We start from the raw sequence: 14,876 nt of genomic DNA, 5'->3' as shown, positions 1-14,876 counted from the left end.
CCAGGAGCGGCTGCACCAGGCCGCTCCCAGGCGAAGGGGAAGCACCTCGTGGCACGCATCGGTGATGGCGGCGACCTGCTCAAGTGCTCGTTCTGCGGAAAGAGCCAGAAGCAGGTGAAGAAGCTCATCGCGGGCCCAGGTGTGTACATCTGCGACGAGTGCATCGACCTGTGCAACGAGATCATCGAGGAGGAGCTCGCCGAGACCTCCGAGGTGCGGTGGGAGGAACTCCCCAAGCCGCGTGAGATCTACGAGTTCCTGGAGGGGTACGTCGTCGGGCAGGAGCCCGCGAAGAAGGCCCTCTCCGTCGCGGTGTACAACCACTACAAGCGCGTCCAGGCCGGCGAGAACGGCGGCGCGCAGGGCCGGGACGACGCGATCGAGCTGGCGAAGTCCAACATCCTGCTGCTCGGCCCCACCGGTTCGGGCAAGACGCTGCTCGCCCAGACCCTGGCCCGGATGCTGAACGTCCCGTTCGCCATCGCCGACGCCACGGCGCTGACCGAGGCCGGCTATGTCGGCGAGGACGTCGAGAACATTCTGCTCAAGCTGATCCAGGCGGCCGACTACGACGTCAAGAAGGCCGAGACCGGGATCATCTACATCGACGAGATCGACAAGGTCGCCCGCAAGAGCGAGAACCCGTCGATCACCCGGGACGTCTCCGGCGAGGGCGTCCAGCAGGCCCTGCTGAAGATCCTGGAGGGCACCACCGCCTCGGTGCCGCCGCAGGGCGGACGCAAGCACCCGCACCAGGAGTTCATCCAGATCGACACGACGAACGTGCTGTTCATCGTGGGCGGCGCCTTCGCCGGTCTGGAGCGGATCATCGAGTCCCGGGCCGGTGCCAAGGGCATCGGCTTCGGCGCCACCATCCGCTCCAAGCGGGAGATCGAGGCCAGCGACCAGTTCCAGGAGGTCATGCCGGAGGACCTGGTGAAGTTCGGGATGATCCCCGAGTTCATCGGCCGCCTCCCGGTCATCACCTCGGTCCACAACCTCGACCGCGAGGCCCTCCTCAAGATCCTGGTCGAGCCGCGCAACGCCCTGGTCAAGCAGTACCAGCGCCTCTTCGAACTCGACGGCGTCGAGCTGGACTTCGACCGCCCCGCCCTGGAGGCCATCGCCGACCAGGCCATCCTCCGCGGCACCGGCGCCCGTGGCCTGCGCGCCATCATGGAGGAGGTCCTGATGTCGGTGATGTACGAGGTCCCCTCCCGCAAGGACGTGGCCCGCGTCGTCATCACCGAGGACGTCGTCCACAACAACGTCAACCCCACCCTGGTCCCCCGCGTCGTCAAGGACCAGGGCCCGCACGAGAAGTCCGCGTAGCCCTCGTACCTGCGAAGAGGGGCGCCCCGGCGGTTCGAACCGAACCGACCGGGGCGCCCCTTTCGTCGCGTGTGAGGGCCGTCAGGCCTTGACGCGGACCTCCTTGCGGAGCTTGGCGGCGATCGCCGCGGCGTCCTCGGGGGAGGACGCCTTGCCGGCCATCACGTCCGCCATCGTCAGCGGCATCACCATCGCCATGGTGCTGTAGTCGCCCCAGGCGCACACGGTGAGGTTGAGCTCCTTCGGCCCACCGGTGGGGGCCTCCTCCTTCGGAGTGCCCTTGGCCTGCTGGCACTTGAGGACGGCGCCCTCGAAGCCGGCCGGCTGGTACTCCTTCGGCTCGCCGACGAAGTTCATCTTCATGTCCTCGTCGTCCTGGGCGGCCTTGGTCTTCATGAAGGCGAAGAAGCCGTCCACGACCTTCTCCGGGTCCTCGATCTTCCCGTAGACGCCGCCGAAGGTGATCAGCTTGCCGCCGAGCGGGTTCGCCTTGTCCCCGGCCTCGTAGGCGGAGCTGACGTCCTTGGGGTCCTGCACGCCCCACTTGGAGGCGTTCTTGAGGATCTCGTCGTCCGAGGACGAGCCGGAGCCGTCCTTCTTGTACTCGCCCAGCACCGTCTCCGGGGTGATGAGCTTGTGCGGCCCGTCGTCCGCGATGTCGGAGCCGCCGCCGTTGCCGAACACGAAGTACGCGCCCACCGCGATCGCCGCGACCACCGCGACCGCGCCCAGGATCAGACCGGCCTTCTTGCCGCCGCCACCGGCGGGGGCCGGCGGGGGCGGCGGGTACTGGCCGGGGGCCGCGCCGTAGGGCGGCTGCTGCGGCGGCTGCCCGTACGGGCCGGGGGCCTGGGGCTGGCCATAAGGCTGCTGCTGCGGCGCGCCCTGGGGGTAGCCGTAGCCCTGCTGCTGCGGCGGCACGCCCTGCGGGGCCTGCTGGGGGTACCCGTAGCCGGGCTGGGGGGCCTGGGCCGGCGGCTGCTGCTGGCCGTAGGGGCCGGGCTGGCCGTACGGGTTGGGCTGTCCGCCGTACGGACCCGGCTGGTCGGTGCTCATGAAAGGGGTCCCCCTCCGAATGCTTATGCGTCGCTGACATCCTGGCCGAAAGCTTGTCCGTGCGGCACGCCGGGGGTCGGACCGTTACCGAACAATCCCGTTTCAGTACGTCCCCGTGACACCCCTAAACTGGGCCCGTGACCGAGAACTCAGCGCAGCACCACGCGACCGCCCCCGACCTGCCGACCCAGTACGCGCCGGCCGATGTAGAGGGGCAGTTGTACGAGCGCTGGGTGGAGCGGGGCTACTTCGACGCGGACGCGAGCAGCGACAAGCCCGCGTACACCGTCGTCATCCCCCCGCCCAACGTCACCGGCAGCCTCCACCTGGGCCACGCCTTCGAACACACGCTGATCGACGCCCTCACCCGCCGCAAGCGGATGCAGGGGTACGAGACGCTGTGGCAGCCCGGCATGGACCACGCCGGCATCGCCACCCAGAACGTGGTCGAGCGCGAGCTCGCCAAGGAGGGCAAGTCCCGCCACGACCTGGGCCGGGAGGCCTTCGTCGAGCGGGTCTGGCAGTGGAAGGGCGAGTCCGGCGGCCAGATCTCCGGCCAGATGCGCCGCCTCGGCGACGGCGTCGCCTGGTCCCGTGAGCGCTTCACCATGGACGAGGGCCTGTCCAAGGCCGTCCAGACCATCTTCAAGAAGCTCTACGACGACGAGCTGATCTACCGCGCCGAGCGGATCATCAACTGGTGCCCCCGCTGTCTGACCGCCATCTCCGACATCGAGGTGGAGTACCAGGAGGACGACGGCGAGCTGGTCTCCATCCGCTACGGGGACGGGGACGCCGCGCTGGTCGTCGCCACCACCCGCGCCGAGACGATGCTCGGTGACACCGCGGTCGCCGTCCACCCGGACGACGAGCGGTACAAGCACCTGGTCGGCACCGAGGTCGAACTGCCGCTCACCGGCCGCCGTATCCCGGTCGTCGCCGACGAGCACGTGGACCCGTCCTTCGGCACCGGCGCGGTCAAGGTCACCCCGGCCCACGACCCCAACGACTTCGAGATCGGCCGCCGCCACGGGCTGGCCAACCTCTCGGTCATGGACGAGCGCGCCGTGATCACCGCGCACGGCCCCTTCCAGGGCCTGGACCGCCTGGAGGCGCGCAGCGCCGTCGTCGCCGCCCTGCGCGCCGAGGGCCGGATCGTCGCCGAGAAGCGCCCGTACAAGCACTCCGTCGGGCACTGCTCCCGCTGCAAGACCACCATCGAGCCCCGGCTGTCCATGCAGTGGTGGGTCAAGGTCGGCCCGCTCGCCCAGGCCGCCGGGGACGCGGTCCGCGACGGCCGGGTCGCCATCCACCCGCAGGAGATGGAGAAGCGGTACTTCGACTGGGTCGACAACCTCCACGACTGGTGCATCTCGCGCCAGCTGTGGTGGGGCCACCGCATCCCGGTCTGGTACGGCCCGGACGGCGAGGTCGTCTGCGTCGGCCCCGACGAGGAGCCGCCGAGCGGCGAGGGCTGGCACCAGGACACCGACGTCCTGGACACCTGGTTCTCCTCCGGGCTCTGGCCCTTCTCCACCATGGGCTGGCCCGAACAGACCCCGGAGCTGGCGAAGTTCTACCCGAACGCGGTCCTGGTCACCGGCTACGACATCCTCTTCTTCTGGGTCGCCCGGATGATGATGTTCGGCCTGTACGCGATGGACGGCGAGGTCCCGTTCCGCACCATCGCCCTGCACGGCATGGTCCGCGACCAGTTCGGCAAGAAGATGTCGAAGTCCTTCGGCAACGCGGTCAACCCGCTGGACTGGATGGACACGTATGGCTCCGACGCGCTCCGCTTCACCCTGGCCCGCGGCGCCAACCCCGGTATCGACGTCCCGATCGGTGAGGACTGGGTCCAGGCCTCCCGGAACTTCGCCAACAAGATCTGGAACGCCACCCGGTTCGCCCTGATGAACGGCGCCACCGTCGAGGGCCCGCTGCCCGAGCCGGAGCGGCTGACCGCCACCGACCGCTGGATCCTCTCCCGGCTGAACACCACGGTCGCCGAGGTGGACGCCCTCTACGAGGACTTCCAGTTCGCCAAGCTGTCGGACGCGCTGTTCCACTTCGCCTGGGACGAGGTCTTCGACTGGTACGTCGAGCTGTCCAAGACCACCTTCTTCGCCGGCGGCGAGCAGGCGAAGGTCTCCGCCCGCGTCCTCGGCGAGGTCCTGGACGTCACCCTGCGGCTGCTGCACCCGGTCGTCCCGTTCGTCACCGAGAAGCTGTGGACGGCCCTGACCGGCGGGGAGTCGCTGGTCATCGCCGACTGGCCGAAGGACAGCGGCTTCCGCGACGAGGCCGCCGAGCGGGAGATCGCGCTGGTCCAGCAGGTGGTCACCGAGGTCCGCCGCTTCCGCAAGGACCAGGGGCTCAAGGACGGCCAGAAGGTCCCGGCCCGCTTCGAGCTCGGCGACACCGCGCTGGCCCCGCACGAGGCGGCCATCCGCCAGCTGCTGCGGCTCCAGCCGGAGGGCGAGTCCTTCGCCGCCACCGCCTCGCTGCCGGTCGCGGGCGCCACGGTCGCCATCGACCTGTCCGGCACCATCGACGTGGCCGCCGAGCGCAAGCGGCTGGCCAAGGACCTGGCCGCCGCCGAGAAGGAGAAGGCCCAGGCCAACGCCAAGCTGGGGAACGAGGCCTTCCTGGCCAAGGCCCCCGACCAGGTGGTGGAGAAGATCCGCACCCGGCTGGCTGGCGCGGACGAGGACATCGCCCGCATCACCCGCCAGCTGGAGAACCTTCCGGCGGCCTGACCGGCCCACCCCGGTCCCGTACGGCGACGGGCACCGCACCCCCCGTGGGTGCGGTGCCCGTCCGCGTACCGCTGGTACCGCCGTCGGCTCAGCCCTCGACGGTCGCCGGGTCCATCCAGAACACCTCGAAGGTGTGGCCGTCCGGGTCGTCGAAGGACCGGCCGTACATGAAGCCGTGGTCCTGCGGGTCCCGGGTCTCCTTGCCGCCGGCCGCGACCGCCTTCTCCACCAGCTCGTCCACCTTCTCGCGGCTCTCCGCGTTCAGCGCCAGCAGCACCTCGCTGGTGGTGGTCGAGTCCGCGATGGCCTTCGAGGTGAAGTCCGCGTACCGGGGCTTCAGCAGCAGCATCAGCACGATCTGCTCGCTGATCACGACCGAGGCGCAGTTCTCGTCGGAGAACTGCGGGTTCAGCGAGTAGCCGAGGTCGGTGAAGAACTTCTTGGAGACCTCCAGGTCGCTCACGGCCAGGTTCGGGAAGATCATCTGCTGGTACATCGGGGTCTCCGCTCCATGTGTGCCGGTCTACACAGATACAGACCGGGGCCGGATCGGAAACTCATCGCGGGGGAGGGGGAAGTCTTGAAGATTTTTCCCGGGAGGCGCGGAGGGCCGGCCCGGGAGGGGCCGCCGCCTTCCGAAGGCCCCCGCCGCCTTCCGTAGACTGAGGGGCGTGAGCGAGCAGCCCCCCGAGCCCAGTGACGAGACCAACCCCGACGACTTCGAGCAGATCGTGGCCGCCGAGACGGACCGGGATCCGGACCTGGCGGTGATCGAGGCCGGCAGCCGTACGCTGCGCGCCCAGGCCGGACCGCCGCAGGCCGACCCGGTGCCGGCCGCCCGGCCCGCCGACCCCGAGGTGGACAAGGCCCTGCGGGAGGTCGAGGCGGAGCTCGCGGGCCGCTGGGGCGAGACCAAGCTGGAGCCCTCGGTCAGCCGGATCGCGGCCCTGATGGACGTGCTGGGCGAGCCGCAGCGCTCGTACCCCTCTATCCACCTCACCGGCACCAACGGCAAGACCTCCACGGCCCGGATGATCGAGGCCCTGCTCACCGCCTTCGACCTGCGCACCGGCCGCTACACCTCGCCGCATGTGCAGTCGGTGACCGAGCGGATCAGCCTGGACGGCGCCCCGATCAGCCATGAGCGGTTCGTGGAGACCTACCGGGACATCCAGCCGTACGTCGAGATGACCGACGCGGCCCAGGAGTACCGGCTCTCCTTCTTCGAGGTGCTGACCGGTATGGCGTACGCCGCCTTCGCGGACGCGCCGGTCGATGTCGCCGTGGTCGAGGTCGGCATGGGCGGCACCTGGGACGCCACCAATGTGATCGACGGCTCGGTGGCCGTGGTCACCCCGATCAGCCTGGACCACACCGACCGGCTGGGCTCCACCACCGCCGAGATCGCCGCCGAGAAGGCCGGGATCATCAAGCCGGGCGCGACCGTGGTGATGGCCCAGCAGCCGGTGGACGCGGCGCAGGTGCTGCTGAAGCGGGCCGTCGAGGTGGACGCCACGGTGGCGCGGGAGGGCATGGAGTTCGGCGTGGCCGCCCGCGAGGTGGCGGTCGGCGGGCAGCTGCTCACCCTGCGCGGGCTCGGCGGGGAGTACGAGGAGGTTTTCCTCCCGCTGTACGGGGCCCACCAGGCGCACAACGCGGCCGTGGCGCTCGCCTCGGTGGAGGCCTTCTTCGGCGTCGGCGCGGAGGCGTCCCGGACCCTGGACGTGGACACCGTCCGGCGGGCCTTCGCCACGGTGGCCTCCCCGGGCCGGCTGGAGGTGGTCCGCCGCAGCCCCACCGTCGTGCTGGACGCGGCGCACAACCCGGCGGGCGCGCTGGCCGCCGCCGAGGGGGTGCGCGAGGCGTTCTCCTTCTCCCGGCTCATCGGCGTCGTCGGCACCAGCGCCGACAAGGACGTCCGGGGGCTGCTCGAAGCCCTGGAGCCGATCCTCGCCGAGGTGGTCGTCACGCAGAACTCCACCCATCGCGCCATGGACGCCGACGAGCTGGCCGCCCTCGCGGTCGAGGTCTTCGGCGACGAGCGGGTGGTGGTGGAGCCCCGGCTGGACGACGCGCTGGAGGCGGCGATCACCCTCGCGGAGGAGGAGGACGAGTACGCCGGCGCGGGCGTGCTGGTCACCGGTTCGGTCATCACGGTCGGCGAGGCCCGGCTGCTGCTCGGAAAGGGCTGAAGCCCATGCGTACGCTCTGCGCCTCCACCCTGATCGGCGAGTTCTTCGTGATCGGCTTCGCCGGGCTGGTGGCGATGAAGGACGACACCCTGTCCCTGGGCACGGTCTGGACGGTGTGCGGGGTGCTGATGGCGCTCAGCGTGCTGCTGTGCGGGATGATCACTCGCCCCGGCGGCCTCCAGCTCGGCTGGGCGCTGCAGATCGCGCTGATCGCCAGCGGCTTCGTGGTCCCGCTGATGTTCTTCCTGGGCGTGGTGTTCGGCGGGCTGTGGTGGGCGTCCATCCACTACGGACGGAAGATCGACGAGGCCAAGGCGCGCTGGGCCGCCCAGGCCGAGGAGACGGAAGGCGCCCCGGCGTCCTGAGGCCCTCCGGGGCGGGTGCCGGGGTCACCCCACCGGCGTACAAGCGGCCGCTTGCCGCCCTGTAGCCTCAGCTCACCGCACCGCACGCCTGCAAGGAGCCGCCACACATGTCCCAGCGCACCCTCGTCCTCCTTAAGCCCGACGCGGTCCGCCGCGGCCTGATCGGGGAGATCATCGGTCGGATCGAGCGGAAGGCCGACTGGACCATCACCGCGATGGAGCTGCGGGAGCTCGGGCAGGACACGCTGGAGCTGCACTACGGCGAGCACCAGGGCAAGCCGTTCTACGAGCCGCTGGTCGCCTTCATGGCCTCCGGCCCGGTGGTGGCGCTGGTGGTCGAGGGCGAACGGGTGATCGAGGGCGTGCGCCGGCTGGCCGGCCCCACCGACCCGATCGCGGCGGAGCCCGGCTCCATCCGGGGCGACTTCGGCACCATCGTCCGGGAGAACCTGATCCACGCCTCGGACTCCGAGGAGTCCGCCATTCGGGAGCTGAAGATTTTCTTCCCCGGCATTTCCTGATCCGCGATCAGGCCCGCGCCGGGACGCCGCGGAGTCGGCAATCCGCGGCCCGCTGTCCGCCATACAGCGCATACGGCGATCAAAGCCCTGGGGCGACCGATGGAATTTCGGTCGCCCTTCGGCATATGAGCGCAACCTAAGGGAACGCATCGGTCCGATGCCTCGTCACCTGTACAGAGGTGTCACCTGTACAGAGGTGTGAGCGGGCGGCCCACCGCGCCGGTTCCGGGCGGTCGGCACTACGATGAAACTCCTCGCTCGCACCCACCCACCACCTCGCCGACCTGAGAAGCCGTCAAGCTCTGATTGGGGAGGTCCGACGCATCCTCATGGGAAACAAGGGGAACTCAATGTCGTTCATCGGCCGTGACATGGCTGTCGACCTCGGGACCGCCAACACGCTGGTGTACGTGAGGGGTCGCGGCATCGTCCTGAACGAGCCGTCCGTCGTCGCGATCAACACCAACACCGGTGGCATCCTGGCGGTCGGCGCCGAGGCCAAGAAGATGATCGGCCGCACGCCCGGCAACATCGTGGCGGTGCGGCCCCTGAAGGACGGCGTGATCGCCGACTTCGAGATCACCGAGCGGATGCTCCGCTACTTCATCCTCAAGATCCACAAGCGCCGCTACCTGGCCCGCCCGCGGGTCGTGGTCTGCGTGCCCTCCGGCATCACCGGAGTGGAGCGCCGCGCCGTGATCGAGGCGTCCACCCAGGCCGGCGCCCGCCAGGTGCACATCATCGAGGAGCCCATGGCCGCGGCCATCGGCTCCGGGCTGCCGGTGCACGAGGCCACCGGCAACATGGTGGTGGACATCGGCGGCGGCACCACCGAGGTGGCCGTCATCTCGCTCGGCGGAATCGTCACCGCGCAGTCCATCCGGGTGGCCGGCGACGAGCTGGACAACGCGATCATCCAGCACATCAAGAAGGAGTACAGCCTCCTCCTCGGTGAGCGCACCGCCGAGCAGATCAAGATCACCATCGGCTCCGCGTACGACCTGGAGACCGACGAGCACACCGAGATCCGCGGCCGCGACCTGGTCTCCGGGCTGCCCAAGACGGTGGTCATCTCCGCCGCCGAGGTGCGCAAGGCCATCGAGGAGCCGGTCAACGCCATCGTGGACGCGGTCAAGACCACCCTGGACAAGTGCCCGCCGGAGCTGTCCGGCGACGTCATGGACCGGGGCATCGTCCTCACCGGCGGCGGCGCGCTGCTGCGCGGCCTGGACGAGCGGCTGCGCCGGGAGACCGGCATGCCGATCCATATCGCCGAGGACCCGCTGGACTCGGTGGCGCTGGGATCCGGCAAGTGCGTGGAGGAGTTCGAGGCGCTCCAGCAGGTGCTGGACGCCCAGCCCCGCAGGTAACCCGCGGGTAAGCAGCACCCTGGCTCCGGCCGGGGCCGCCTACCGGGCGGGCCCCGGCCGCGGTTGGTATAACGGCATACACATCGCTACGAGGAAGGCACGGCCGCCCGCGTGAGGGACACACGAGAGAGCCGGCTGCTCCTGGTGCTGCTGGTCGTCATCGCGTTCGCACTGATCACGGTGGACATCCGCGGCGGCGAGGAGTCACCCGTCGACGGCGCCCGGCGGGCCGCCGCCACGGTCTTCGGCCCGGTCGAGAACAGCGTCGCGTCCGCCGTCGACCCGGTGGGCAACGCCATCGGGGCCGTCCGGGACTCGGGCGAGCGCCACAACCGCATCGCCGCCCTGGAACGCGAGAACGCCGCGCTGAAGACCAGACTCGGCAGCGACGACCGCAACCGCAGCAGAGTGCGCGAACTGGACAACCTGCTGCGCAAGGCCGGCGCCGGCCAGTACGGCATCAAGGCCGCCGAGGTCGTCGCCATAGGATCCGCGCAGGGCTTCTCCTGGACCGTCACCATCGACGCCGGCGCCAACGACGGCATCAAGCGGGACATGACCGTCATCAACGGCGACGGACTGGTCGGCCGGGTCACCACCGTCGGCCCCTCCACCTCCACCGTGCTGCTCGCCAACGACCCCGACTTCACCGTGGGCACCCGGATGGAGAAGACCGACGAACTCGGCTTCGCCACCGGCCAGGGCGACCGCCCGCTGTCGGTGCAGTTCCTCAACGGCAAGGCCCGGATCAAGCCCGGCGACCGGCTGGTCACCTTCGGCTCCCAGGCCGACAAGCCGTTCGTGGCCGGGGTCCCGGTCGGCGAGGTGGTCCGGGTGGACCCCTCCGGCGGCGAGCTGACCAAGAACGTCTTCGTCCGCCCGTACGCCTCCTTCAGCAAGCTCGACGTGGTCGGCGTCGTGGTCCAGGCCCCGCGCACCGACCCGCGCGACACGGTCCTGCCGCCCAAGCCGAAGCCCGAGCCCACCGTCACCGTCACGGTGACCCCGACACCCACCGCCGGCCCCAGCGGCGGCCCGTCCACGGCGCCCAACGCCCAGCCGCAGGACCCGGCGGTCCGCGACGAGAACGACCCGGCCGACCAGCCGGCGGCCAACGACCCGGCGGGGGATGAGTAAGGCGATGCGCGTCAACCGGATCCTGCTCTCCGCGGCCCTCCTCTTCGTCGCCCTGGTCCTCCAGGTCTCGGTGCTGGCCCGGCTGCAACTGCCCGGCGCCGTCCCCGACCTGCTGCTGCTCACCGTGGTGGGCCTGGCCCTGGTGTACGGGCATGTCAGCGGCGCCCTGGTCGGCTTCGCCGCCGGGCTGCTCGCCGACTTCGCCCCGCCCGCCGAGCACGCCGCCGGGCGCTACGCCCTGGTGCTCTGCGTGGTCGGCTATGTGGTCGGGCTGGCCAAGCCGACCACCGGGCCGCTGCGCTCCATCACCATCCCGATGGCCATGGTGGCGCTCGCCGCCGTCGGCTCCACCCTGCTCTACGCGGGCGTCGGCGCCCTGGTCGGCGACACCGCCGCCCGCCATGTCGGCCTGGTCTCCCTGCTGATCACCGCCGTCATCTACGACCTGCTGCTCGCGCCCTTCACCGTGCCGCTGATCATGGCGCTGGCCAGACGCGCCGACAGCGACCCGCTCGCCGAGTCGCCCGGCTCCTCCGGCTCGGACGTGGCCGGCGGCTGGAGCGCCTTCGGCACCGGGCTGCGCATCGGCGACCAGCGCGGCGGACTGCGCGTCAAGGCCGCCCGCAACCGGGCCGCCCGGGCCGGCCGCATCAAGAGCGTCAAGCGACTGTGAGCCTCACGTGACCAACATCCCCGAGACCGGCCGGACGCCCCGTGTCCAGGTGCGGCTGATCGTCATCCAGGTCCTGGTCTTCTCCCTGCTGCTCACCCTCGGCGGGCGCCTGTGGTACCTGCAGATCCGGCAGGGCAAGGAGTACACCGACGAGGCGAAGAACAACCACGTCCAGCAGGTCGTCCAGCCCGCCGTGCGCGGCTCCATCCTGGACGCCCGCGGCATCCCGCTCGCCGACAACGAGACCCGGCTGGTGGTCTCCGCCTCGCGCACCGAGCTGATGAAGATGAAGGACGACGGCAAGGGCGTCCTGACCCGGCTCGCCGGGGTGCTGAAGATGAAGCCCAAGGACGTCACCGACAAGGTCCGGCTCTGCGACGCCGAGACCCCGCAGCCCTGCTGGAACGGTTCGCCCTTCCAGCCCATCCCGGTCACCGACGAGGCCACCACCCAGCAGGCCCTGCAGATCCGGGAGCGCGCCGAGGACTTCCCCGGCATCACCGCCGAACCCACCGCCGTACGCCGCTACCCGGCCCCCGGCAAGTCCCGCACCTCCCAGGTCCTCGGCTACCTCTCGCCGGTCACCGACGAGGAGATCCAGAAGGCCAAGGACAGCGACTCGCCGTTCCTCCGCTCCGACATGGTCGGCCGCTCCGGACTGGAGCGCACCTACGACAAGGCGCTGCGCGGCAAGGCCGGGGTCACCCGCTACGAGGTGGACAACCTCGGCCGGGTGCTCGGCGAGGCGGCGAGTGACCCGGGCCGCCCCGGCTCCTCGGTGGTCACCTCCATCGACGCCCGGGTGCAGGCGGTCGCCGAGCATGAGCTGTACCAGGCGATGAAGACCGTGCGGAAGGAGACCGACAAGGTCACCGGCCGTCCGTACGAGGCCGACTCCGGGGCCGTGGTGGTGATGGAGTCCAGGACCGGCCGGATCGTGGCCATGGCCTCCCAGCCGGACTACGACCCCAACGCCTGGGTGGGCGGCATCTCCGGCAAGGAGTACGCCCGGATGACCGGCAAGAAGTCCAACTATCCGCTGCTCAACCGGGCCATCCAGGGCCAGGCGCCGGCCGGCTCCATCTTCAAGGTGGTCTCCGCCAGCGCCGCCGTCCGGGCCGGCTACGACTTCGACGGCCGCTACAACTGCTCCAGCTCCTACAGCCTGGGCAGCCGCAGCTTCGCCAACTTCGAGTCCCAGGGCCACGGCCCCATCTCGCTCGGCGACGCCCTGAAGTTCTCCTGCAACACCGTCTTCTACCGCCTGGGCCACGAGGAGTGGCAGCGGGACGGCGGGCTGAAGCCCAAGAAGGGCGCCCACGACTGGTTCTACCGCACCGCCCATGACTTCGGGCTCGGCGCCGAGACCGGCATCGACCTGCCCAACGAGGTCAAGGGCCGCATCCCGGACCGCCGCTGGAAGCAGGCCTTCTGGGAGGCCAACAAGGGCATCTGGTGCAAGCAGGGCAAGAAGGGCGGCAGCTACGTCCAGCAGATCGCCTACGAGAGCTGCCTGGAGGGCAACCAGCTGAAGGCGTTCGACAGCATCAACTACGCCATCGGCCAGGGTGACGTGCTGGTCACCCCCATCCAGATGGCCACCGCCTACGCCGCCATCAGCAACGGCGGCACCCTCTTCAACCCCACCGTCGGCAAGGCCGTGATCAGCCCCGACGGCAAGCGGGTCGAGGAGATCAAGCCGCAGGCGCACGGGAAGCTGCCGGTCGACGCCAAGACCATCAAGAACCTCGACAAGGGCCTGCGGTCCGTGGTCGAGCCCGGCGGCACCGCCGCCTGGCGGTTCGGCGGCTGGCCCCAGGACAAGATCCCCATGCGGGCCAAGACCGGCACCGCCCAGGTCTACGACAAGCAGACCACCTCCTGGTTCGCCACCTACACCGACGACTTCACCATCGTGATGACGATCTCCCAGGGCGGCACCGGCTCCGGCGCCTCCGGCCCCGCCGTGCGCAACATCTACGACGCCCTGTACGGCCTGGACGACTCCGGCAAGCAGGACCTCAAGCGGGCCCTGCTGCCCGGGCCGCAGAAGCAGCTGCCGAAGGTCCAGGCGGACGGCTCCATCGAGGCGCCGCCCATCGCCCCGTACGACCCCAACGCCCAGAAGGTCGACCCGAACGAGTACACCGGGCAGGAGCAGCTCGCCGGTCCGCCACCGCACGCCGGCACCCCACCGGCCCGGAGGGACTGACGCCATGGCCGCCAACCACTTCTCCGTCCCCCGCTACGCCCCCGACAAGGGCGGCACCTGGGCCAGGATGACCGCGCGCGACTCGATGGTGCGCCGGCTGGACTGGCCGCTGCTGGGCGCCGCGCTGGCGCTGTCCGTGCTCGGCTGCCTGCTGGTGTGGTCCGCCACTCGGGGCCGCACCGAGCTCAACGGCGGCGACCCCTACTCGTTCCTCTTCCGGCACGCCATGAACACCGGCATCGGGCTCGCCCTGATGGTCGGCACCATCTGGCTCGGCCACCGCACCCTGCGCGGCGCCGTCCCGGTGCTCTACATCCTGTCGGTGGTCCTGGTGCTGCTGGTGCTCACCCCGCTGGGCGCCACCATCAACGGCGCGCACGCCTGGATCAAGGTCGGCGGGCTCTCGCTCCAGCCCTCGGAGTTCGTCAAGGTCACCATCATCCTCGGGATGGCGATGCTGCTCGCCGCCAAGGTGGACGCCGGCGACCAGCTCCACCCCGACCACCGCACCGTCGCCAAGTCCCTGGGCATCGCGGTGCTCCCGATGGCCATCGTGATGCTGATGCCGGACCTCGGCTCGGTGATGGTCATGGTGGTGATCGTGCTCGGGGTGCTGCTCGCCTCCGGCGCCTCCAACCGCTGGATCTTCGGCCTGATCGGCGCCGGGATCGCGGGCGCGGTGGCGGTGGCCGCGCTCGGGGTGCTCGACCAGTACCAGATCAACCGCTTCGCGGCGTTCGCCAACCCCGAACTCGACCCGGCCGGCGCCGGCTACAACACCAACCAGGCCCGGATCGCCATCGGCTCCGGCGGGCTGTACGGGGAGGGGCTGTTCAACGGCCACCAGACCACCGGCCAGTTCGTGCCCGAGCAGCAGACCGACTTCATCTTCACGGTGGCCGGCGAGGAGCTGGGCTTCATCGGCGCCGGTGCGATCATCGCGCTGCTCGGCGTGGTGCTCTGGCGGGCCTGCCGGATCGCCCGGGAGACCACCGAGCTCTACGGGACGGTCGTCGCCGCCGGGATCATCGCCTGGTTCGCCTTCCAGTCCTTCGAGAACATCGGGATGACGCTCGGCATCATGCCGGTCGCCGGACTGCCGCTGCCGTTCGTCTCCTACGGAGGGTCGGCGATGTTCGCCGTCTGGGTGGCGGTCGGACTGCTCCAGTCCATCCGGGTGCAGCGACCCATGAGCGCCTGACGGCCCTGGTGCAAGCCCCGGTGACGGCATAGGAAGCCGCCACCGGGGCACTTTACGA

General features: G+C 70.3%; 12 protein-coding genes. 10 read left to right on the top strand and 2 right to left on the bottom strand.

The annotated features are described in order from the left end of the window. Positions 1-48: 48 nt before the first annotated feature. Positions 49-1,332 (top strand): ATP-dependent Clp protease ATP-binding subunit ClpX, encoded by a 1,284-nt coding sequence (gene clpX / locus ABZ945_RS11925; RefSeq protein WP_248632057.1) that lies wholly within the window; start codon positions 49-51, stop codon positions 1,330-1,332. A gap of 81 nt (positions 1,333-1,413) precedes the next feature. On the opposite strand, the gene ABZ945_RS11920 is transcribed toward clpX, so the two are convergent. Next, the gene (locus ABZ945_RS11920; protein WP_361267265.1) at positions 1,414-2,388 is read right to left on the bottom strand and encodes a hypothetical protein; all 975 of its coding nucleotides are present in this window, start codon (positions 2,386-2,388) and stop codon (positions 1,414-1,416) included. A 137-nt stretch (positions 2,389-2,525) separates the two neighbouring features. On the opposite strand from ABZ945_RS11920, the gene ABZ945_RS11915 reads away from it, so the two are divergent. Further along, a complete protein-coding gene (locus ABZ945_RS11915; protein ID WP_361267263.1) occupies positions 2,526-5,147 on the top strand; it encodes a valine--tRNA ligase in 2,622 nt (873 codons plus the stop codon). Between the two features lie 88 nt (positions 5,148-5,235). Here ABZ945_RS11915 and ABZ945_RS11910 read toward each other — a convergent pair whose 3' ends face one another. Further along, positions 5,236-5,643 (bottom strand): VOC family protein, encoded by a 408-nt coding sequence (locus ABZ945_RS11910; RefSeq protein ID WP_361267261.1) that lies wholly within the window; start codon positions 5,641-5,643, stop codon positions 5,236-5,238. A 175-nt stretch (positions 5,644-5,818) separates the two neighbouring features. Between ABZ945_RS11910 and ABZ945_RS11905 the strand changes: the two genes are divergently transcribed. The 8 genes from ABZ945_RS11905 to rodA all read left to right on the top strand — a co-directional run bounded on the left by ABZ945_RS11905 (position 5,819) and on the right by rodA (position 14,818). Continuing rightward, positions 5,819-7,339, top strand: coding sequence for a folylpolyglutamate synthase/dihydrofolate synthase family protein (locus ABZ945_RS11905; protein ID WP_361267259.1), 1,521 nt, complete (start codon positions 5,819-5,821; stop codon positions 7,337-7,339). 5 nt (positions 7,340-7,344) lie between these two features. Beyond that, complete coding sequence (locus tag ABZ945_RS11900) at positions 7,345-7,704, top strand: DUF4233 domain-containing protein (protein ID WP_361267257.1); 360 nt, start codon at positions 7,345-7,347, stop codon at positions 7,702-7,704. A 107-nt stretch (positions 7,705-7,811) separates the two neighbouring features. Beyond that, positions 7,812-8,225 carry a nucleoside-diphosphate kinase gene (gene ndk, locus ABZ945_RS11895; RefSeq protein ID WP_361267255.1) on the top strand — a complete coding sequence of 138 codons (414 nt, stop codon included), beginning with the start codon at positions 7,812-7,814 and terminating at the stop codon, positions 8,223-8,225. Between the two features lie 350 nt (positions 8,226-8,575). Continuing rightward, positions 8,576-9,595: a rod shape-determining protein gene (locus ABZ945_RS11890; protein WP_105869811.1), complete on the top strand. Its 1,020-nt coding sequence runs from the start codon at positions 8,576-8,578 to the stop codon at positions 9,593-9,595. A 111-nt stretch (positions 9,596-9,706) separates the two neighbouring features. Continuing rightward, the gene (gene mreC / locus ABZ945_RS11885) at positions 9,707-10,732 is read left to right on the top strand and encodes a rod shape-determining protein MreC (protein ID WP_361267253.1); all 1,026 of its coding nucleotides are present in this window, start codon (positions 9,707-9,709) and stop codon (positions 10,730-10,732) included. Positions 10,733-10,736: 4 nt separating this feature from the next. Beyond that, positions 10,737-11,405 carry a rod shape-determining protein MreD gene (gene mreD / locus ABZ945_RS11880; protein WP_361267462.1) on the top strand — a complete coding sequence of 223 codons (669 nt, stop codon included), beginning with the start codon at positions 10,737-10,739 and terminating at the stop codon, positions 11,403-11,405. A 7-nt stretch (positions 11,406-11,412) separates the two neighbouring features. Next, positions 11,413-13,617: a penicillin-binding protein 2 gene (gene mrdA / locus ABZ945_RS11875; protein ID WP_361267251.1), complete on the top strand. Its 2,205-nt coding sequence runs from the start codon at positions 11,413-11,415 to the stop codon at positions 13,615-13,617. A 4-nt stretch (positions 13,618-13,621) separates the two neighbouring features. Next, on the top strand, positions 13,622-14,818 hold the full coding sequence (gene rodA / locus ABZ945_RS11870) for a rod shape-determining protein RodA (protein WP_361267249.1): 1,197 nt from the start codon (positions 13,622-13,624) through the stop codon (positions 14,816-14,818). Positions 14,819-14,876: the final 58 nt, after the last annotated feature.

The organism is Streptomyces sp. NPDC046887, assembly GCF_040644755.1.
GTDB classification, from domain to species: Bacteria; Actinomycetota; Actinomycetes; order Streptomycetales; family Streptomycetaceae; genus Streptomyces; species Streptomyces lichenis.
This window is presented reverse-complemented; position numbering and strand designations above follow the sequence as displayed.